Annotated in this window: 19 protein-coding genes and 1 riboswitch; of the genes, 11 read left to right on the plus strand and 8 right to left on the minus strand. The window is 38.6% G+C overall.

Going from position 1 to position 21858, the window contains the following annotated elements:
- Window positions 1–90: 90 nt before the first annotated feature.
- The gene (locus LXM54_RS08975; RefSeq protein ID WP_233314880.1) at window positions 91–849 is read left to right on the plus strand and encodes an NAD-dependent epimerase/dehydratase family protein; all 759 of its coding nucleotides are present in this window, start codon (window positions 91–93) and stop codon (window positions 847–849) included.
- 161 nt (window positions 850–1010) lie between these two features.
- Here LXM54_RS08975 and LXM54_RS08980 read toward each other — a convergent pair whose 3' ends face one another.
- The 6 genes from LXM54_RS08980 to LXM54_RS09005 all read right to left on the minus strand — a co-directional run bounded on the left by LXM54_RS08980 (window position 1011) and on the right by LXM54_RS09005 (window position 7595).
- Window positions 1011–1901, minus strand: a complete 891-nt coding sequence (locus tag LXM54_RS08980) for a sulfite exporter TauE/SafE family protein (RefSeq protein WP_233314881.1) — start codon at window positions 1899–1901, stop codon at window positions 1011–1013.
- Window positions 1902–2103: 202 nt separating this feature from the next.
- Window positions 2104–3096 carry an ABC transporter ATP-binding protein gene (locus LXM54_RS08985; protein ID WP_233314882.1) on the minus strand — a complete coding sequence of 331 codons (993 nt, stop codon included), beginning with the start codon at window positions 3094–3096 and terminating at the stop codon, window positions 2104–2106.
- Complete coding sequence (locus tag LXM54_RS08990; RefSeq protein WP_233314883.1) at window positions 3086–4093, minus strand: ABC transporter ATP-binding protein; 1008 nt, start codon at window positions 4091–4093, stop codon at window positions 3086–3088. The genes LXM54_RS08985 and LXM54_RS08990 overlap by 11 nt, the downstream gene beginning before the upstream one ends.
- Entirely contained in the window at window positions 4090–4992 is a 903-nt protein-coding gene (locus LXM54_RS08995) for an ABC transporter permease (protein ID WP_233314884.1), read from the minus strand. Before LXM54_RS08995 ends, LXM54_RS08990 begins: the two co-directional genes overlap by 4 nt.
- Window positions 4993–5006: 14 nt before the next feature.
- Window positions 5007–5960: an ABC transporter permease gene (locus LXM54_RS09000; protein ID WP_233314885.1), complete on the minus strand. Its 954-nt coding sequence runs from the start codon at window positions 5958–5960 to the stop codon at window positions 5007–5009.
- 84 nt (window positions 5961–6044) lie between these two features.
- Window positions 6045–7595, minus strand: coding sequence for an ABC transporter substrate-binding protein (locus LXM54_RS09005; RefSeq protein ID WP_233314886.1), 1551 nt, complete (start codon window positions 7593–7595; stop codon window positions 6045–6047).
- 292 nt (window positions 7596–7887) lie between these two features.
- Here LXM54_RS09005 and LXM54_RS09010 point away from each other — a divergent pair, with 292 nt between their 5' ends.
- Genes LXM54_RS09010 through LXM54_RS09020 form a run of 3 tightly spaced genes read left to right on the plus strand, consistent with a single transcriptional unit; the run spans window position 7888 to window position 10798 of the window.
- Window positions 7888–9222 carry an LLM class flavin-dependent oxidoreductase gene (locus LXM54_RS09010; protein WP_233315615.1) on the plus strand — a complete coding sequence of 445 codons (1335 nt, stop codon included), beginning with the start codon at window positions 7888–7890 and terminating at the stop codon, window positions 9220–9222.
- Window positions 9223–9247: 25 nt separating this feature from the next.
- Window positions 9248–9580, plus strand: a complete 333-nt coding sequence (locus LXM54_RS09015; RefSeq protein ID WP_233314887.1) for a hypothetical protein — start codon at window positions 9248–9250, stop codon at window positions 9578–9580.
- A gap of 45 nt (window positions 9581–9625) precedes the next feature.
- Entirely contained in the window at window positions 9626–10798 is a 1173-nt protein-coding gene (locus LXM54_RS09020; protein ID WP_325169572.1) for an amidohydrolase, read from the plus strand.
- Window positions 10799–10967: 169 nt separating this feature from the next.
- Here the strand turns inward: LXM54_RS09020 and guaD are convergent, their stop codons facing one another.
- The gene (guaD, locus tag LXM54_RS09025) at window positions 10968–12332 is read right to left on the minus strand and encodes a guanine deaminase (RefSeq protein WP_233315616.1); all 1365 of its coding nucleotides are present in this window, start codon (window positions 12330–12332) and stop codon (window positions 10968–10970) included.
- A 168-nt stretch (window positions 12333–12500) separates the two neighbouring features.
- A riboswitch (purine riboswitch) is annotated at window positions 12501–12602 on the plus strand.
- Window positions 12603–12756: 154 nt separating this feature from the next.
- On the opposite strand from guaD, the gene LXM54_RS09030 reads away from it, so the two are divergent.
- The 7 genes from LXM54_RS09030 to LXM54_RS09060 all read left to right on the plus strand — a co-directional run bounded on the left by LXM54_RS09030 (window position 12757) and on the right by LXM54_RS09060 (window position 21233).
- A complete protein-coding gene (locus LXM54_RS09030) occupies window positions 12757–14100 on the plus strand; it encodes a nucleobase:cation symporter-2 family protein (protein ID WP_233314889.1) in 1344 nt (447 codons plus the stop codon).
- 22 nt (window positions 14101–14122) lie between these two features.
- The gene (locus LXM54_RS09035) at window positions 14123–15112 is read left to right on the plus strand and encodes an aromatic ring-hydroxylating dioxygenase subunit alpha (protein WP_233314890.1); all 990 of its coding nucleotides are present in this window, start codon (window positions 14123–14125) and stop codon (window positions 15110–15112) included.
- 224 nt (window positions 15113–15336) lie between these two features.
- Window positions 15337–15801 (plus strand): hypothetical protein, encoded by a 465-nt coding sequence (locus tag LXM54_RS09040; RefSeq protein ID WP_233314891.1) that lies wholly within the window; start codon window positions 15337–15339, stop codon window positions 15799–15801.
- A 67-nt stretch (window positions 15802–15868) separates the two neighbouring features.
- Window positions 15869–16714 carry a hypothetical protein gene (locus LXM54_RS09045; protein WP_233314892.1) on the plus strand — a complete coding sequence of 282 codons (846 nt, stop codon included), beginning with the start codon at window positions 15869–15871 and terminating at the stop codon, window positions 16712–16714.
- Between the two features lie 181 nt (window positions 16715–16895).
- A complete protein-coding gene (gene licT, locus LXM54_RS09050) occupies window positions 16896–17738 on the plus strand; it encodes a BglG family transcription antiterminator LicT (RefSeq protein ID WP_233314893.1) in 843 nt (280 codons plus the stop codon).
- A gap of 126 nt (window positions 17739–17864) precedes the next feature.
- The gene (locus LXM54_RS09055; protein WP_233314894.1) at window positions 17865–19730 is read left to right on the plus strand and encodes a beta-glucoside-specific PTS transporter subunit IIABC; all 1866 of its coding nucleotides are present in this window, start codon (window positions 17865–17867) and stop codon (window positions 19728–19730) included.
- 63 nt (window positions 19731–19793) lie between these two features.
- Window positions 19794–21233: a glycoside hydrolase family 1 protein gene (locus tag LXM54_RS09060; RefSeq protein ID WP_233314895.1), complete on the plus strand. Its 1440-nt coding sequence runs from the start codon at window positions 19794–19796 to the stop codon at window positions 21231–21233.
- Window positions 21234–21399: 166 nt separating this feature from the next.
- Here LXM54_RS09060 and LXM54_RS09065 read toward each other — a convergent pair whose 3' ends face one another.
- On the minus strand, window positions 21400–21858 hold the full coding sequence (locus LXM54_RS09065; protein ID WP_233314896.1) for a DUF2262 domain-containing protein: 459 nt from the start codon (window positions 21856–21858) through the stop codon (window positions 21400–21402).

A 21858-nucleotide genomic window follows, 5' to 3' on the forward strand; every position in this document is an offset into this window, starting at 1 on the left:
GTATTCACAATGTTTATTATTCTGCCTGATGGATATCTTTTTATATAGAAGTAGTAAATATTACTAGGCTTAATTTAATGGAGGAGAATAATGAAAAAGAAAGTTACCATTATTGGCGGTGCTGGGACAATTGGGTCGATTTTATATCAAGGTCTGCGCAGCAAATACAAGATTGTCATACTTGATAAAAAGGCACCTGAACAGGCAGTTGATTTCGTAGAGGTAAATGCAACAGATTACGAATCGCTCCTTCACAGCATTCCCAAAGATTCAGATGCATTGATTAATTTACTAACGATTAAATCTCATAATGACTTAAAGAATGTAGATAAGTTTAATGATATGACGAAAATTCACTTTATGGCTTCGTTTTATGTTATGCATGCTGCAATTACGTTAGGAATTCCTAAGGTAGTCTATGCGAGCAGCAATCATACGACAGATTATTATGAGAAAGATGGTTTTTCAAGGTTAGGAAGGGAAATTACAACAGCGGATTATCCTTACTCGAATGGACTATACGGCGTTCTAAAGCTTGCTTCCGAAAATATTGGCCATATTCTTACACATCAGCCTGAAAATAATCTTTCGGTAATTAATTTACGAATTGGAAGTGTACATCCAGACGAAATTCAAGCTGTAGAAGAAAATGATCGTTTGCACAGAACCTTGCTAACCCATGAAGATGCGGTCCAGCTTTTTGACTTGGCCCTTGAGTCAACAGTAAGATATGGTACCTACTATGGTGTTTCAGAAAATCCTCATAAACCATGGTCAACAGAAAACGCATGGAAACAGCTTGGATTTCTTTCACAGTCCAATGCAGCAGATATTTTAAAAAGAAACTAAGACTATTTTTCATGTAGAAAATGTTAACGTTAACATAATTCTGCTTTATAAGGAGTGAAGTGCTAAACGAATAGGTTGATTTATCATTTTTTGAATAGCGCATGACAATAAAATAACATCCCTTGAATCATATGACGATACAAGGGATGGCTGTTTCCTTTTTATGCAGAAATATTAGTATTGCTTTGTTTCTTATAAGCTTTAACTTTGTTTACAGCATAAATGATAGATATTACCCACACTACAATAATGGCAGCATATATATATGGATAGGCAGCTTCATTAGTAATCCATGAAGTCAAGAGTGTGCGAGCATTCACCAATATGATAAATCCACCAACCAGAACACCCATCAGCTGGGCATGCAGCTTGCGGACAAGCCATGCTGCGATTGGTGCGGCGATTATGCCGCCGATCATCAAGGCACCTACCCACAGCCAGTTAACCTGTTCCCAGCCTAAGGAAATGAAAAATCCTAATGTTGCAGATACTGCAATGGCGAACTCACTTGTATCAACAGTTCCAACCACTTTACGCGGGCTGATCCCCTTCTTTGATAGCAAAACTGGTGTTGCTATCGGACCCCAGCCGCCGCCGCCTGTCGCATCTGCAAACCCAGCGATTAGTCCTAGCGGAATGGATTGCTTGCGGCTTAGTGATAAGCTCTTTTTTTCTTCAGAGGGACGGAAGTTAAATAAGAAACGTACTAACACATATAGTCCTAGTAATAATAGGAACAAGGAGATATAAGGTTTTGCTAAGTCACCTGGCAGATTGCTTAAAAAAGTTGCCCCTAAGAAAGCCCCGATTGAGCCTGGAATAATCAAACGATAGACTGTTTGCTTATCGACATTGCCAAACTTAATATGCGATGCCCCAGAAGCAGCTGTAGTGACGACTTCCGCTAAATGAACAGATGCAGAAGCAACAGCAGGTGCGATTCCGAAAGTAAGCAAGAGCGACGACGATGTAACTCCGTAAGCCATTCCTAATGATCCATCAATCAATTGTGCCAACAGGCCGATAAATGCAAAAATAATCAATTTTTTCATGTTCAATACCCCTTAATATTATTGAAAGTATAAAAAAAGGGCGTAATCCTATATATGCAGTAATTGCAATAAAGGTTACGCCTTCGGTGTTCCGATCAGCTTGCCGATTTTTTAATTTTCTAAATTAAGATGATTATAAAACACACAATTCCTACCTGTCAACTTATATTTAATATATTAATATCCATATTAACTTCATTATTTATCCTTCGTACAAATGACATTTCACAGTCCGTTCCGTTTGTACCTGTATATTTTTCGGTACTTCTGTTTTGCAGCGATCGAAGGCGACTGGGCATCTAGTGTGAAATACACAGCCTGACGGCGGATTAAGAGGGGAGGGGATCTCTTCCTTTATCACCATTTTTTCTCGTTTGCTCTCTGGATTTAACAGTGGGACTGCTGAAATTAATGATTTAGTATATGGGTGCAATGGGTCTGTAAATAATTCCTCTGTAGGAGCTTGTTCGACAAGGTTGCCTAAGTACATAACTCCAACTTTATCTGCGATATGTCTGACAACACTAAGATCATGAGAGATAAATAAATAGGACAAGTTCAGCTCTTTTTGCAGGCTTTTTAACAGATTAACAATTTGTGCCTGGATAGAAACATCTAAGGCGGAAACTGGCTCATCACAAATGATTAACTTTGGCTCAAGGACTAGCGACCGGGCAATACCAATACGCTGTCTTTGGCCGCCGGAGAATTCATGTGGATACCGACTGTAATGTTCTTCATTAAATCCCACCTTTTTTAATATCTCTAATGCTAGGTTCTTTCGTTCCTGCTTTGCTCCTATCTTATGAATCGCCAGTGATTCCTCAATAGAATAGCCGACTTTTTTTCGTGGATCCAATGAGGTATGAGGATCCTGAAAAATCATTTGCAGCTCTTTGCGCACATATTTTAAAGCGGATTTTTTCAGCTTGAAAATATCTTTATTCCGATAAAGCACCTCGCCATTTGTCGGCTCGACAAGCTTTAAGAGCGTTCTTCCTGCAGTGCTTTTTCCACAGCCTGACTCACCTACTAATCCGAACGTTTCACCCTCGTAAATGTCAAAAGAAAGGTCTTCGACTGCTTTAATAAAGGCTTTTGTTTTTCCTAACGAAGTTCTCACAGGATAATATTTCTGCAAATTTTTCACTTGAAGGATCGGTTTTCCTCTGTTTAAGGTTTGCTCAGTCTGCATACAGTGTGTCTCCTTTCTTTACCTCATCATAATGCCAGCAGCGGACACGGTGGTTTTTTGCGACTGTTTCTAAAAGAGGCATTTTACTTTCGCATCTGCTTGTTGCATACTTGCATCGCGGTGCGAACCGGCAGCCTTTTGGAATTTGAAACAGGGAAGGAACAGTGCCCGCAATGCTGTGTAAATAATCAACTCGTTCACCCTCAATTTGAGGCACAGACTTCATTAAACCAATTGTATAAGGATGAAAGGGCTGTTTGAAAAGAGTCTGCACATCTGTTTCTTCAATTACCTGCCCTAAATACATCACAGCGACTTTTGTACACATATTGGCAATCACACCAAAGTCGTGGGTTATGAGGATAATCCCCATATTCAGCTGTTTCTGAAAAGAAGTAATTAATTCGAGAATTTGTGCCTGAATAGTTACATCCAATGCAGTTGTCGGCTCATCAGCAATCAACAGCTTAGGCTGGCATGATAACGCCATGGCAATCATAACCCGCTGCCGCATCCCGCCGGAAAGTTCATGAGGGTATTCCTTTGCCCTTTGTTCAGGGGAAGGGATTCCAGTGAGCTTCAGCAGTTCGACAGCTTTTTGGTATGCCTCTTTTTTTGTGGCAGATTGATGAATCCGAATTGATTCTGCGATTTGCTTGCCGATAGGCATTACAGGATTCAGTGAGGACATGGGATCTTGAAAAATCATCGCAATATCATTGCCGCGCAGCTTCTCCATCTTTTTCTTGTCATACTCCAAAAGGTTTTCCCCGTTAAACATAATCTTTCCATTATAAAAGGTGCTTTCTTCATCGAGCAGCTGGAGTATGGCTTCTGCTGTCACGCTTTTTCCGCAGCCGGATTCCCCGACAACTCCCAATATTTCACCTTCCTCCAGTTCGAATGAAACACCGTCAATAGCCGAGACCTCTCCTTGATGTGTGGCAAAGTCCACTTGCAAGTCCTCGATTTTAAGCAATGGCAGCACCTGGCTCATTTTCTTTTCCTCCTCCTCACAGTTTGTTTGCTTTTTGGATCAAGATGATCTCTTAAGCCATCGCCGAACAGGTTGAGTCCAAGCACGATTAGTATGATGAACAGGCCGGGAAATACGGTCATCCACCAAGCATTGTATATAGCAAGCTTCCCATCATAAAGCATATTGCCGAGGCTTGGCAGGGGAGCAGGAATACCAGCACCAAGAAAGCTGAGTGATGCTTCCGTTAAAATAGTGACAGCAAAGACAAATGTCACTTGTACAATGAGCGGAGCAAGGATATTTGGAGCAATATGCAAAAAGAGAATTCGCAATGAACTCGCTCCTTGTGCTTGTAATGCCTCAATAAAAACCTTTTCCTTCACAACTAAGGCAGCGGCCCTGACAATCCTTGCTATAGAAGGGATGAAGACAAGAACAAGGGCGATGATAACATTAATTGATTTTGGTCCAAGGGCAGACATAATCGCAATCGCCAGCAGAATAGACGGAAAAGCAAACAACCCGTCACATATCCGCATAAAAATATGATCGAGCAGCTTGTAATAGGAAGCTAGCAGCCCGACAGTCAGACCAATACCAGAAGCGATTAAGGTTACAGTTACTCCAATCATTAAGGAGATTCGAACACCGTACATCGTCCTGCTGAACACATCTCTTCCAAAATTATCGGTCCCAAACCAATGGGCATTAGACGGTGCAGCTAAGCGGTTTTTTGGGTCGATTTCTAAAATCTCGTACGGAGAAACAAAAGAGGCGAACACTCCTATTAGAGTAGTTATAGTTAGCAGAATACTTCCCGTAAGCAGCAATCTGTTGGAAAAAAACCGGCTCTTTTTTTTGACTGTTTTTCTGCTGGTTAATGGCTTATTAACTAGTACTTTCGTGCTTTCTGACATGTTTTTCTCCTTTCTTAGACTTGATAAGAATTCCGAACCCGTGGATCAATAACGGCATATAACAAATCAACGAGCAGGTTCATCAGTACATAGACAACTGTTATCATCAACACAGCTCCTTGTATGACTGCATAATCACGGCGATTAATGGACGAGACAATCAGCTGGCCAAGACCGGGAATATTAAATAGTGATTCGGTAACAGCAGCTCCAGTGACAAGCCCTGCGAAGGATTCGCCAATCACAGTTAAAATCGGGAGAAAGGCGACCCTCAGAGTATGCTTTAACAAAATGGCCTTTTCACTGACACCTTTCGCCTTTGCTGTCTTGATGAAATTTTCCGATAAAGTATCAAGAAGGGAGGACCTTGTCATTCTCGTAATAAGTGCGGCTTGAATCGTTCCAAGAGTTATCGAAGGCAAAATAAGATACTTTAGATGCTCCCAGATTCCTTGACTTAAAGGAGCATAGCCTGATACTGGCAGGATTTTCAGCTGAACCGCAAAAATCATAATCAGAAATGAGCCTAATAGAAAGCTAGGTATCGAAATTCCGATTAAACTAGTTCCGGAAATCAAATCATCTTTAACCCGTCCTTGGTTTTTAGCTGCAGTTATCCCAAATAAAAGGGCGATGCTGACACCGATAAGTTGGGAAAGAACAGCGAGAGAAAGCGTCGGACCGGCATTTTCCAAAAATGCTGTAAGAACTGGCTTTCCGAGAAAATAAGAAGTGCCAAGATCACCTTGTGCGATATTAGTGAGCCAAATGAAAAATTGAGCCAACAACGGTTTATCAAGACCGAGTTTTTGATTAAGTTCTGCTATTTGCTCAGGAGTTGCACCTTCTCCTAAAATAATCATGGCAGGGTTACCTGGCGTTATATGGATGATTAGAAAAACAACGACAGCAACGACTAACAGTACGGGAATGAGTGACAAAAGCCGTCTTATAATATATCCGCCCATGAAATCTTCCTTTCAAAATTGATAATTAAAATGGAAGAAGCAAGACAGGAGTAAGTAAGCACAAGTCTTGCTTCTTAAGTAGTATTAATTGTTTTTTAGACTGATATTATAAAAGACAGGTCCAAGATTGAACTCATAGCCGTCTACTTTATTGGTAACAGCATTTAAGGCAACTTTATGTCCAATTAAAGTAAATGGCAGTGTATCCCACACATACTTTTGGGCAGCATCAATCGCAGGTCTGGCGTCCTCCACATTGTCAGCAGCCTTAATAGCTTCTAAATATTTAGTTGATTCTTCAACAGGCGCACCATATGAAGTCCAAAAGCCTTGGAAAATCGTGGAGCGTGCAGCCCAATCAACAGGGTAAAGATCCCAGCTACTTGTATCCGTTAATTTTTCACCGAATGTTGCCCAATCATATACTTCCAGTTTTACATTGACACCAATATCCTCTAATTCCTGTTGGACAACCACAGCGGTATTATATTGATCCTGATAGTCACGGGAAGTCAAAATCTTGATTTCTTCGCCTTTATAGCCAGCTTCTTTCAAATATTGCTTTGCTTTATCTTGATCATGCTGATTATATGCTGAACTGCCAGCTTCACTGTAATAGTTCGGGAATTGCTTATTAACAATAGAAGAAGTTAACTCATAGAAATCAGAACTTCCATAAGAGCTGGACAGGATGTCTTCAGCATTTATGACCGCATTGACTGCTTTTCTTGCGTTTAAGTCTTTGAAAAATCCTTCTTGTGAATTATAAAAAAGACCTAAGAAACCGCCAGGCGCTGATTCAAGGGTAGCAGTCTGTGCCCCTTCGACTTGCTGTGCATTATCACTGGATATTCCTAATGCAATATCAAATTGTCCAGTCGTCAATCCAGAGATTCTTGTAGATTCATCGGTAATAAAACTGATTTTAATTTCATCTAGATGTGGTTCTTTTTTTAGTTCTCTGCCATCTGAAGAGTAGTCAGCAAATTTTTCTAAAACTAAATATTGATTTTGTTTCCATTCCTTCACTTTGTATGGTCCAGTTCCTATATATTCTGTTGCCCCTTCATCTGGCGCATTTTCAATAATTTCTTTAGGCATAATAACGGCTGCGGGAATTGGATCGGCGAGCAGTGCAAGCGTATTTACATTAGGTGTTTTTAAATGGAGCTCCACTGTATAATCGCCTGTTTTTTTAACGATTGCTCCAATAAAGTTTGTTTTGCCGAGAGAAGAAAGCTTAATCCATCTATTAATAGACGCTTCTACATCATCTGCCGACATTTCTTGGCCATTATGAAACTTTACGCCTTTACGCAACTGGAATGTATATACTTTCTTATTTTCACTTACATCAATTTTTTCGGCTAAATCTGGTACAACATTGCCGCTGTCATCAAGAATAACGAGCTTTTCATAGATACTCCTTGTTGCATCCTTTACGGAAGAGTTACCGGTGATTTGCGGATCAAGTGTGGTAGGCTCACTTTGAAAAGCGATATTCAACGTTCCTCCATCTTGAACTTCATTGTCCGTTTTGTCAGAACTGCTTGTTGTGCCAGTATTGTTGCTGCAACCAGCCATTACGAATACAACAAGTAATAATGACAGCCATTTGTACTTTGTTTTTTTCAAAGTAATACCCCCTGTAGCGTGTAGTTTAATTCCTACTATTTAACTTTGTATTGTAGGATTAGTGCTTATGCTAACATCTGACAGAAGATTTGTTAAATTAAAAAAACTAATAAATGACTTTAAAAATACTGATTTTTGGAATTGAGAACCGTCTAGTTACCCGTATTAATAAAATTAAAGCATGACTTTAAAAATACTAATTATACATTTTCAAATTTTTGGTTTATGATAATCAAAACTATTCCTACAAGATTTGTTGGTATTTAAAAAAAGCTAATGGAGGATGAGAATGATGACAAAGAAAAAACAAATTCAATTTGGTGTTATGCTGCACGGCCCTGGAGGACATATGAACGCATGGAAAGATGAATCTGTTCCTGCAGACGCTAGTGTAAATATCGAATATTATCAATCTATCATTAAGCAGGCAGAAGAAGCTGGGTTCACGTTCGCTTTTGTTGCTGATGGTCTTTATATTAATGAAAAATCGATTCCTCATTTCTTGAACCGATTTGAGCCGTTGACGATTTTATCTGCGCTTGCCACCATTACTAAAAATATCGGTTTAGTCGGGACAGTATCTACTTCTTATAGTGAACCATTCACGATTGCTCGCCAGTTTGCTTCGTTAGATAAGCTGAGCGGCGGCAGAGCAGGCTGGAATGTTGTTACTTCTCCATTAGAAGGATCAGCAGAAAATTACAGTAAAGCAGATCATCCTCACCATGCGTTAAGATACGAAATTGCCGAAGAGTACTTGCAAGTGGCCAAAGGCTTGTGGGATTCGTGGGACGATGACGCATTTGTAAGAGACCGCTCAACGGGACAGTTTTTCGATCCAGAAAAATTGCATACCTTAAATCATACCGGCAAGCATTTCTCTGTCAAAGGTCCATTAAATATCGAACGTTCAAAGCAAGGTCAGCCGGTTATTTTTCAAGCTGGCTCATCTGAAGCAGGGAAATACCTTGCTGCAAAGGACGCTGATGCTGTTTTTACTAATTCGAATTCATTTGAACAAGCTAAGGCTTTTTATGATGACGTCAAAAATCGGGCAGAGCAGCTTGGCAGAAGCAAGGATGACATCAAAATCTTCCCTGGCATCCACCCGATTGCAGGCAGAACTATTGAAGAGGCGGAAGAAAAATATGCAGCTATTCAAAATCTTGTATCCATAGAAGAAGCATTAAATTACTTAGGAAGATTCTTTGACCATTTCGATTTCAGTGCCTTTCCTCTTGATGAGCCTTTTCCTGAAATTGGGGATGTCGGTGCAAACAGCTTCCGTTCTACAACAGACGGCATCAAAAAACTGGCGAAGGAAAATGGCCTATCATTAAGAGAGGTTGCCCTGCAAGTAACAACCCCGAAAAGCGCTTTTTTTGGAACATATGAGCAAGTGGCAGACCAGCTGATTGCTTGGATTGACGGTGGTGCTGCAGATGGCTTCATATACGGTGCCCCAGTGCTTGGCAGCGGTTTGTCTGATTGGATTGAACACATCCTGCCAATTTTGGAAAGCAAGGGCTATTACAATAAGGAGTATACTGGTACAACGCTCCGCGAGAATTTAGGTTTAGCATACAAGCATAGCCAATACGAAAAACAGCCAATTAATCAAAAATAAACTTACAGGGGAGGAAGGAATTCACATGCTGCTGGATTATGGGCTTGTCGTCTCAAAAAAAGTATTTCGAATCAAGAAAAGGGAAGCATTTGCTCATTGTGAATATCTTCATTTTCCCGAAGTTCGGTTCTTTCAATGGTGCAATGAAAAATACAAAATAAATAAAGGGATTTACCATACAATTGATGAATGGTTTTATTCACACGGAATTCATAATATCATCAGCAGACGGATTCATGTTATTGCTTACTTAGAATATTTGTGGGAACAAGAGCAATTCCAAACAGACAGCAAGTATGTCAAATTTGGGAGCGGCGGGTTAGTTAAATCACTTAAGCAATTTCTGGAGGAATCTTAAAAGCAGCTTATCGGAAAGGGAGGATGAAAATTGGGATTAAATATAGTGAGCGATAATAAGAATGAACTGGAAAGTCATTTAATTGATGTTCGCAGGAATCTTCATGCTGAACCTGAACTTTCTAACCAAGAAATAGAAACTTCCAAGAAGATAAAGAAATGGCTGGAAAACGCAGGGATTTCCGTGCTGGATGTACCATTGCAAACAGGTATCATTGGCGAAGTTAAAGGAAAGTCTGATGGGCCGGTTGTTGCTATCAGGGCTGATATTGATGCCTTGCCAATTAATGAGGAAGCTGTCAGCTCATTCCAATCTACTATTCCTGGTGTAATGCATGCATGCGGCCATGATTTCCATACAGCTGTTATAATTGGAGCCGCTTATTTGCTGAAAAACAGGCAGGACAGATTGCGGGGAACAGTCAGAATTATCTTCCAGCCGGCTGAAGAAACTGGCCATGGTGCCAAATCTATTATAAATTCAGGCGGTTTGAACGCAGTGGAGGCAATATTTGGCCTACACAATGACCCGCTTAGTGAGGTCGGTGTCCTTGGTGTAAAGGAAGGCGTGTTAACAGCGGGAGTTGACCGGTTCGAAATTAACATAAAGGGAAAAGGCAGTCATGCTGCAAGACCACATGAAGGTATTGATCCTATCGTAATTGCCGCTGAAATTATTTCAAGATTACAAGCAGTTATAAGCAGAGAAACGAAGCCGAGTGAAACAGCCGTTATCAGCGTCACACAAATCCGCGGCGGCAACACTTGGAATGTAATTCCTGAGACAGTTTACTTAGAAGGCACTGTAAGGACATTTAAGGAAGATATTCGCGAAACGATACGAAAAAAAATCGAGCGAGTCATTAAAGGAATAACAGAAACATATGGCGCAAAAGGGGAACTAAGCTGGCATGCTGGCCCGCCATCTGTTAATAATGACCCAGAATGGACCAACTTTGCGAGCCATATTGCAAAAACAAATGGCTATAAAGTAGTCGAAGTTGAACCAACATCAGGAGGAGAGGATTTTTCCTTTTACCAGCAATTAATTCGTGGTGCTTTTGTTAATATCGGCGTATCTGGTGAATATGGTCTTCATCATCCAAAATATACACTGAATGAAGAAGCGATATTGCCGGCGGCTTATTACTTTGCAGATCTTGCAGAACAGGCGTTAAATAAGATTTATGCAGAAAATTTTGCAAAAAAATCTAGCTGAGTGGAAGTAGATTATAAGCTTAAAAGGACCCTATGAAGAGTCCTTTCAAACGGAAGACAAACTCTCTATTATTAAAGAGTTGTCTTCTTTTTTTATTTTTACGGGGTGAAGTCTCATCTCATAACACAGGCAAGTGATAATGAATGTTCGTGTTTTGCTAATTCTATTACTAACGTGAATGAACCTTCTCTCCTTGGACCCACACTTCTTTAATGTTTTCTGGACGAACAAGGTATAGTATTTTTTGGAAAATATCATCTAATTCTTCCTCTGAATTAAAAATAGGAAGCTTAGCTGCGGGCGCTTTTGTATCAATAATTTGAACGTCCCACGAATAGTTTTCTGCTATTTTTCCTATAGGCAGACTTAAGCTTTCACCACCGCCAGCCGTAGCTAAATAAAAGGCTTCATGAATGGAAATGCGAGAATCTGGCACACCGCGCTCTTCTGCAGAAAGTGCAGTGCTGACACCATCTTCTAGCATGCGAGACGAGACGACTGCTTGCTTTGCATTGTCATAAATACTTGGCGTTGCGCCTGCTGAAATATCGGTTCCAAGGCCAATATCAATTCCCATTGCTTGAAATCGTTTTAAAGGTAAGACACTGTTGGCGAAATATGCGTTCGATAATGGACAATGACTAATGGCAGTGCCGGTGCTTGCAAACAATGCAGCATCGTTGTCATCAAGGAAATTGCAGTGAGCCATAACTGATTTTTCGCCTAGCAATCCAAAATCATTAAGTGCAAAAGCGTCATTTTTTTGCAATCTATCTTTTACATATTGGTGTGCCCAATCACTTTCACTGCAATGGGACTGTATATGAGTGTCATATTTAGCAGCCAAATCACCTAGTCCTTTCAACGCTTCGTCTGAACAGCTTGGTATAAAGCGAGGTGTAACAACAGGGTAGACGCCTTGCTTCACATCTTTGGCTAATTCCTGTACGGCAAGGATAAACTCCTCTGTATCTTTAAGAGCTGTTTCTGTATCAGCATCACGGTAATAGAGAGGATTTTGTTCTGGATCATCCATCACTACTTTTCCTACAAGGCCTCGTTGTCCTTTTTTTGCACAAATCTCTGCTAATAATAAGCTTGCTTCTTTGTGAACTGTCGCGAAATAAAGCACAGTTGTAGTTCCATTGGCGAGTAAGGTGCTAACTAAATCTTCATATACTGTCTCAGCAAATGATAAATCTGCATATTTTGCTTCAAGGGGGAAAGTATACGTATGCAGCCAATCATATAGCGGGAGATCAAGGGCAGTCCCTGATTGTGCCCACTGCGGAGCGTGAACATGTAAGTCGACAAAACCAGGTAAAAAATATTGGCCTTCATCTAATTGCCGAAAGTTGGCATCTTCTTTGTGTGCAGTTAAAAGGGAAGCATAATCCTCTTCTTCAGGGCTAACAATCTTTTCGATTAAGCCTTCAGCATTTACAAAGAAGAGATGGTTTTTCAAGATATTTACTTTTTCAGGAGAATAACTAGTGAATGCAGTGCCGTGAAAAATATACGTATAATTAATAATAAACACCTTCCTATTGTTCGTGTTTTATGTTAATATAAACATTGTAATGGATGATTAGTAGCTAGTCTACAGAAAATCATATCGCTTTGCTAGATTTAAAGAAACAAGAAAAATTATTTTTGAAAAATATCTTGAACTTAATAAATTTCGTGGTATTGTAGTAACAAACCAAAATTAAATAGTGTTTTTCATATAATCGTGGGGATATGGCCTACAAGTTTCTACCTGTTTACCGTAAATAAACTGACTATGAAAAGCTAAAAGAATGGCTTATGAATATAGGTCTATTCTTTTGATACTTTGAACTATGAAGCTCGAAGTACATGCTTTTCTGTTGTCTGGAAAAGTATGTATTTCGAGCTTTTTTGCTGGTAGAAATTTTTGATTATATGAATGTCTAATAACCTATAGGGGGAATGGGGAAATGGAAAAAGAGATGAAGGAGACTATCACGGAACAAAAAGAAAAAATTTCCGTTGGCAAGTCGATTTTTCTAGGTTTACAGCAAGTATTAGCAATGGATTTATTTATTCCGCCAATTATTTTGGCCGGGTTACTTTCTTTTTCCGTATCAGATAGTGCCTTATTGATTCAAATGACGTTTATCGCATGCGGAATTGCCACGATTATTCAAGCAGGATTTGCCATGAGGCTTCCAGTTATGCAAGGGCCGTCTTTTGTCCCATTAAGCGCATTAGCAGCGATTGGCACAACGTCAGGTATCGGTGCCATGATTGGCAGTTTAATTCCTGGTGCATTAATTGTTGCTTTATTAGGTTATCCGCTCAAGGTTTATAGCAAGGTTGTCAGAAAAATCATACCGCCAATCGTTGCAGGAACGGTTATAGTGGTTGTTGGCCTTTCGTTAATGCCGAGTGCCATCAACTCCATTTATACAGCAGAAGGCAGCTTTGGAGAGAATATCCTAGTAGCTACCATTACTGCGGCTGTTCTTATCTTCTGTATGTATGTCGGAGAAAAAGCTAAATCCAAATGGAGATATATTAAAATTGTATCAGTTGTTTTAGCACTTATTATTGGCTCTATTGTTGCGTCATTCTTTGGATTAGTTCATTTTGATTCGTTAAAGCAAGCAGCATGGTTCCAAATGCCAGGTCTATTTTCTTTCGGTATGCCAGAGTTTAATCTGCATGCCATTCTAGTAATGGTCGTTGTTTACTTTATTGTCACTATTGAAACTACTGGAACATGGTTTACTGTCAGTAAAGTAACTGGAGAAGAGCTGGATGAAAAGCGATTAAATGGCGGCGCTCTTGGGGAAGGGTTAGGCTGTTTCGTTGGTTCCTTCTTTGGGGGGACACCTGTAACAGGTTATTCTTCTAATGCAGGTATTATCGCGATAACTGGGGTGAAAAGCCGTAAACCAATTATTGTTGGTGGAGTAATCTTAGTGCTGCTTGGCATGATGCCAAAGCTTACAAGCTTAATTGCCTGTATCCCAAGTGTAGTAATTAATGGTGTGTTTGCGATTTTATGTGTTGTTATCATGATGAATGGTTTTAAAGTTATTAAAGATGAAGCATTTACAGAAAGAAATATGCTTGTTATCGGTGTGCCGATTATGCTTGCATTATTCGCTGTATTAATGCCTGCAGATGTGTTAGCTGGATTGCCAGAAATCGTTACTTATTTTGTATCATCTGGAACAGCTATCGGAGCGATTGCTGCATTAGTTCTGAACCTAGTGCTTCCACAGAAAAAAGACGATAAAGTAAAAGTTAATGATGTTTCCATGAACGTAAACTAGAAAAAGAGGAGAGTCTTACACAATGCAACAAGATAGATTATGGAATGAATGGCATCCAGTATGTAAAGCAGAGGAATTATTAGAAGATCCAAAACAAGTATTTGTACTTGGAGAAAGAGTCGCTATTTTCCGCAATGAAAAGGGAGTTCATGCCTTTAAGGATTTATGTATCCACCGCGGCGCTGCCCTTTCGCTTGGAAAGGTGAAAAACGGAAATTTAGTGTGCGCTTACCATGCGTGGGAATATGATTGTGTTGGAGCCTGTGTAAAGATTCCAGCCCTTCCAAATGGAAGAGCTATTCCAAAGAAGGCAAAAGCAACTGTATATCATTGTGAAGAATATCTTGGTCTAATCTGGGTTAATTTAGGTGACAATCCAGCTCCGCTTATTTCTTATCCAGAATTCAACATGGAGAATCATCGTACTGTCATCTGTGGTCCTTATGATGTAGGAGCAAATGCACCAAGAATTATCGAGAACTTTCTTGATGTTTCACATCTTATGTTCGTACATGAAGGTTTACTAGGAGACGAGGAACATGCGGAAGTAGTAGATTATAAAGTAGAATTTATCGATAATCGCTATATTACAAGCAAAATTCCTGTTTATCAGCCAAATCCTGACGGACGTTCAAAGGGTGGCTATGCAGATTATGTATACGAAATCTTAAATCCAACAACAGCTCGTTTTACGAAGACCTCAGAAGGCTCAGACGATGCATTAACTATTTTACTGATTGTTAATCAAGTAGATAATGAACAATCACAAGCATATATGCTGTTAACAAGAAACTATGATTTAGATATGCCTGACGAACCATTTGTTGAGTTCCAAGACACTATCTTTTATCAAGATTTAGATATTGTACAAAGCCAAAAGCCAGAACTGCTTCCGTTGGATTTACAAGCAGAACTGCATCTTAAATCAGATGCCCTAACTATAGCTTATCGCAGATGGCTGAATCAGTTAGGTGTGGAAAATGGGACTACACCCGTTCATGTGAGAGTGTAGCCTGAGATATTGATTTCCTCTGCAGGAGTACTTTAAACTTAATACACTTTTAAGCACGGGGAAACCCGTGCTTTTTTGAATGGGAGAATTGTTCCTAGAACTTTATAATAAGTGTTATTAGTGGCAAAATCATGGAAAGCTTTGCAAAGGATTTATAGACTAGCATTAAAATAGTTCATCCTTGTTATGCTGTTAAGATTAAATAAAGACAGGAGCTTACGCTTATGACTGACTTTCATGAAATCAAAGTTTTACATACAACAAAAAATAAAATAATAGACATTATTTATATTCACGATGATTTTTTGTGTTATGTAGGGGAGGCTCATCCTCGTCAAACGGAACTAATCAGTACTATCCCAGTATTTTATCCGGATAGTAAAGAATTCGAGCAATTAGCTGTAAATGACTTAAATTTTGTAAATAAATTCCATAATAAGATAGCAACAGAAAAAGGAATTGCTTTAGCAGGAATCTGTATAATAACTGCTTCTTCTTTTAAAATATTAGCAGACATAACGAATCAGTTAATAGCTATAGCTCGTAATTTAGACGAATATACACTCCTTCATTTCGATAACACTTTTACAAAGGATGAAAGTATTAGTAATCTTTCAAAATTATCAACCATATTGAAAAATATTTCTTTATATCACACAGAATATATTTTGCTGTGGGAAGGTATTTAAAAGTGTACAAGCACACTATAAATTACTGAATATCATATAGGAAGATATGAAAAAGAGTGTGATGAAAATGAATAAGAAAAGAAGGGGTAATTCTGTCTCTAACCCTAGTACATTAACACAGTCTAATTTACAGGCTTCATCCGGATATAATGTCAACATAGCAGTTATTGGCGATAGTCATGTAGGCTATTTAAATAGCCAAAGTATTTTTAATAACTTCCTCCCCCGCGTTTTAAGCACTGGGAACAAAAGATATGTCATTTTTGGTGGAGACAACGCCCATGCTTTAGGAGCTTTTACAACAGCAGAAGCGCGAAGTTATTATCAGCAGTTTAAAAATATTGTTGACCATAATCTGGGACCTAAAAATATATATTACCGAACGTCGATAGGAAACTGGGAAGATACTAGCAGGAATGACAGCAGAAGTTTATTTCTGCAATATTTTAACCCGTTAACAGGCAGAGTGAGTATTCCAAGGACTCAAGGGTTAGTGCAGCATGTTTGGCTCGATAATGGTACGGGAACATTCAGCCAAGACAGCATTGACCTCCTAAATAATCTGGATAACAATCATTACTATATTATCGATACTCATTGGCCGCTTTATGTACCAGGAATTTATAATACTGTCAGCTCAGATCATGTGGTGAGCCGACAAGAAACGGACCGTTTTTTTAATGCCATTCCTGCTAATGTTAGAAATAGAATCCTCGGGATCTTTACACATCACGCCCATGTTTTTTATTCCAAGCTAACCAATATCCATTCCAATTTTCCTAATACTCCATTCTTTGTAACAGGATGTTCAGGTGATTATAAATGCTCTTCTTTTGAAAGTGGTTACTACGATGTAGACGTTACGATTCAGAATAACCAAGCCTTCTTACAGGCTAGGAAAGTCATTCTTTAATATGGAAAATAATGAGCTAAAGTACCCTTGATAAAAATTAACTTGCTATTTTTATTATTGTTTGATAAGATGTAGGAAGCGTATACAGAACGGATTGTAACTGTTAAATCAGGCAAAACCGATTACCTTATTTTTAAAGGGTGGGTTTTGCCTTTTTCTCTATATATCGGAGGGTAATAAAGTGAACATCGAGAAAATATTAAACAATAATGCAGTTATCTCTGTAAAAGATAAGCAAGAAATTATCATCATTGGTCGTGGAATAGCTTTTCAAAAGCGGGCTGGTGATCTTATAGATGAAGAACAAATCGATAAGATTTTCACTTTAGAAAACGAAGATATAATGACGAAATTCAAAACCTTGATTGCTGATATGCCGATTGAATATATGCAATTATCGGAGAAGATTATTGCATATGCGAAGATGAAGCTTGGTAAGAAATTAAACGAAAGCATTTATATTCATTTAACGGACCATATTTATTATGCAGTGGATCGATTTAAGAACCACCTTCCTATAAAAAACGGATTACTATGGGAAATCAGACAGCTGTATAGAGATGAGTATGAGGTAGGATTAGAAGCATTGAATATGATTTGTGATCAATTTGGTGTAATATTGCCAGAAGATGAAGCAGGCTTCTTGGCACTTCACTTCATCAACGCTGAATTGAATGAAGAGATGCCAGTTGTTCATGATATGACAAAGATTATGCAGGAAATTTTAACACTTGTCAGGTATCACTTTAAAATTGATTTCAATGAGAATTCCCTGCATTTCTATCGATTTATTACCCATCTCAAGTTTTTTGCGCAGCGTTTAGTGAAAGGAAATCACTATAACAGCTCTACAGATGATGATTTATATCAAGTAATTCAGATGAAATACCCGGAAGCACATAAATGTGCGCTGAAAATAAAGAAATTTATCGAAAGCATGTATACTTATGTGTTAACAGATGAAGAAATGATCTATTTAACGATCCATATAGAACGAGTTGTCAAAAGCAATAATGACAAATAGGGTTGTAACCTTGCGGGCAAAACCTAAATCAAACAGAGATGTTTTGATTTAGGTTTTTTTTGTTGGAAAATTTCACGTCAACAGGGAAATGAATATAAGTGTATTAAATAAAAAGGAGAAAAGAAAATGAGCTACAATAAACTTGCTAACGACATAGTTGATTTAGTCGGAAAAGAAGAAAATATCTCAAGCCTTGTTCACTGTGCAACACGCTTACGTTTTAAATTAAACGATAGCAGCAAGGCGAATAAAGAAGCACTGCAAAACTTAGACGGGGTGCTTAGTGTTGTAGAAAGTGGCGGACAGTTTCAAGTGGTTGTTGGAAGTCATGTTCCGGAAGTAAATAAAGAAATAAACAAGATCGCTAATATTGGCAGTTCGGAGCAAACATCTGAAAATGCACCGAAACAAGGCATTGGGGCGCAAATTTTTGAAGTAATATCACGAAGTTTCTCCCCATTAATCGGAGCGCTTGCCGGTGCAGGTATGTTAAAAGCAATCTTAACAGTCTTAACAATGACTGGGTTATTATCAGAGACAAGCGGGACATACTTTATTCTGTCTGCGGCTGGAAATGCAGTATTCTATTTCCTTCCGATTCTTTTAGGGATTACAATTTCTACTAAGCTTGGCGCAAATCCTTATGTTGGTGGAACAATTGGGGCTGCATTACTTGAGCCTAACTTTACGGGGTTAATGACAGAGACAAGTAATGTTTCTAGTTTCCTTGGAATTCCAGTTGTACTAATGGATTATTCGTCTACTGTATTCCCTGTGTTTATTGCTATATGTATTTATGCACTACTAGATAAATTCTTAAAGAAAATTATTCATAAAGACTTGCAGCTATTCTTGGTGCCGATGCTTTCATTAATGATTATTGTGCCATTAACTGTGCTGGCATTCGGTCCATTTGGGGTGTATGTAGGAAACTGGATTGGTGATGGTATCAGCTTCTTAAGTTCGAAGAGTGGTTGGTTAGCAGGTGCCGTTATGGGTGCAGGCTGGACTTTCTTAACAATACTTGGACTACACTGGGGCCTTGTGCCGCTTATCCTGCAGAATTTAGCAGAAGGATATGATCCATTAATGGCTATGCTTTCCGCCGCTGTGTTTGCCCAAATGGGATTAGCAGTGGGGATATTCTTAAAGTCAAAAGACAAGAAGGTAAAAACTGTTGCTGGTTCTACTTTTTTACCAGCAGCATTAGCAGGTGTAACAGAGCCAATTATCTATGGACTGCTGCTGCGTAATAAACGAACAATTCCTTTCGTTGCCATTGCTGGTGCAATCGGAGGAGGAATAAGTGGCGCTCTTGGTAATAAAGCTATGTCCTTTGCGTTTCCAGCTTTCTTAACAATTCCAGCTTACACACCAATTGTGTCATTTATTATTCCAATGATCATTGCATTTGTAATTGCTTTAGTATTAGTACTAGTGCTTGGTTTTGAAGATAAAAAGAAGAACGAAGAAGCATCGAATGAACCAGTTGAAAAAGAAGCAGAAAAAGTAGAAGAAAAAGCACAACCACTTATAAAACAAGAAGTAATTTCTAGCCCATTAACAGGAACGGTACTGCCATTATCAGAAGTAGACGATGTTGTATTTGCTTCAGAAGCAATGGGGAAAGGAATAGCGATTGAGCCAACAGTTGGAAAAGCTATTTCACCAGTAAATGGAACGATTACGACCGTTTTCCCGACAGGTCATGCGATAGGTATTACTTCAACAGATGGAGCAGAAATATTAATTCATATAGGCATCAATACTGTTCAATTGAATGGTCAATACTATACACCGCATGTTAAGCAAGATGATGTAGTAAAGCAAGGCGATCTGTTAGTAGAGTTTGATATTGAGAAAATTAAAGAAGCTGGTTATCCAGTAACAACGCCAGTGATTGTCACTAATACAAGTGAGTATGTAGAAGTCGTTGGAACAAGTGAAGAAAATATTGTCCAATCCGAAAAACTATTAACGGTTATCGTTTAAAGCAATGTGAATAAGGAGAGAGTGATACACTATTCTCTCCTTCATATAAAGGAGGAAACAAACATGACATCAACATTTAAGTTCCCAGAAGGATTTCTTTGGGGAGGAGCAACTGCAGCAAACCAATTAGAAGGTGCCTCAAATGAAGGTGGAAAAGGCTTAAACACACCAGACGTGCTTCCAGGCGGGAAAGTTCGATTAAAAGTGCTTTCAGATCCAGGCTTTGATTTTGAACTAGACACAGAGAAATATACGTACCCAAACCATGAAGCAATTGACTTTTACCACCGTTACAAAGAGGATATTGCCCTTTTCGCTGAAATGGGATTCAAAACTTTCCGTATGTCCATCGCTTGGTCCAGAATCTTTCCTAATGGCAATGAACTTACGCCAAACGAAGAAGGCTTAGCATTCTATGATCGAGTGTTTGATGAGCTATTAAAATACAATATTGAGCCAGTTGTGACAATTTCTCACTATGAATTGCCAATTCATCTAGTAAAAGAATACGGTGGTTGGAGAAGCCGTGAGTTAGTAACATTCTTTGAGAGATATGTAACAGTACTATTCAACCGTTACAAAGATAAAGTAAAATACTGGATGACATTCAATGAAATTAACAGCAGTCTACATATGCCAATCCTTGGTTTAGGATTTGCGATTCAAAGTGAAGAAGACCGCTACCAGCCAACATTCCAAGCATATCACCATCAATTTGTAGCAAGTGCAAGAGCGGTTCAGCTTTGTCATGAAATCATTCCAGGTGCACAAATTGGCTGCATGCTTGTTTACCTGCCAACTTACTCTGTAGATTCAAACCCAGAGAACGTTCTATTCGCATTGCAAGAAGAACAAATCTTCAACTACTTCTGTGGAGATGTGCAAGTGCGTGGTCATTATCCAGCATTCATTAAGCGCTATTTTAAAGAACATGGAATTGAACTAGATATTAAAGAAGGCGACTTAGAGCTAATTAAGGAGCATACAGTTGACTATGTTGCACTCAGCTACTATATGTCTCGAACAGAAAAGAAAGACAAGAAACCAGAAGAAGTGGGCCAAGGTAACATCCTAGGCGGAATAAAAAATTCCTTCTTGAAAGCAAGTGATTGGGGCTGGGAAATTGATCCAACTGGATTAAGAATTTCTCTAAACCAACTATATGATCGTTATGAAAAACCTCTATTCGTTGTCGAAAATGGTTTAGGTGCTTATGATAAAGTAGAAGCAGACGGAACGATTAACGATGATTACCGCATTGACTACTTGCGTGAACATATAAAAGCAATGGGAGAGGCAGTTCAAGATGGAGTAGAGCTAATGGGTTATACACCATGGGGCTGTATCGACCTAGTAAGTGCATCAACTGGCGAAATGTCTAAACGCTACGGTTTTATTTACGTTGACAAGCATGACGACGGCAGCGGAACATTAGAACGCAGCAAGAAAAAATCATTTGACTGGTACAAAAATGTAATTGCAACAAATGGGGAAGAGCTATAAAATTAAGGAAGCATGAGACTTGTTCTCATGCTTTTTGTTTGTTTAAAAGGATTATTGGTAAAATCTATTAAATTGGCTCTGATAAAGGTCATTTTTGATGTTTATTTTAATAGAAAAGACCAAGACTTTAGTGTTTGTCAAAAAAATTTAAAAAATCAAATTATTTCTATACATCAGCCCTTAATAACACATAATTATTATCAAAGTAAGCATGTATTCTATGCCCAACAAATAAATCTCCATCATCATATTCACAGTAAATTTCATTTGCTCTAATTTCGATGTCATAAAGGGTAATTGCTTCCTGAAAATTTTCTTTTGTTATATCATATTCCCCTGCATCTACAGCATCCCAATTTAAATTTTCATCATCCTCATCATACTCGGGCCAAAAATCATTTTTATAATCAATCAATTTCTCTGCTATGGATACTTTTGCATTTTTATCAAATTCTTCTATACATGAAAAAAGTTTTTCTGCTTTTTTCAACATCTCATCTACATCAACAAATTCATTTCTTATATCTAATTTCCAATGTATTTTCCCTTCATTTGCCTCATATACTTTTAAATCGTCATTATATGTAAACACTCCAATGAATCTACTTTGTATTGATTTTTTCAT

It is taken from the genome of Bacillus sp. Au-Bac7 (assembly GCF_021341655.1).
GTDB lineage: Bacteria > Bacillota > Bacilli > Bacillales > Cytobacillaceae > Niallia.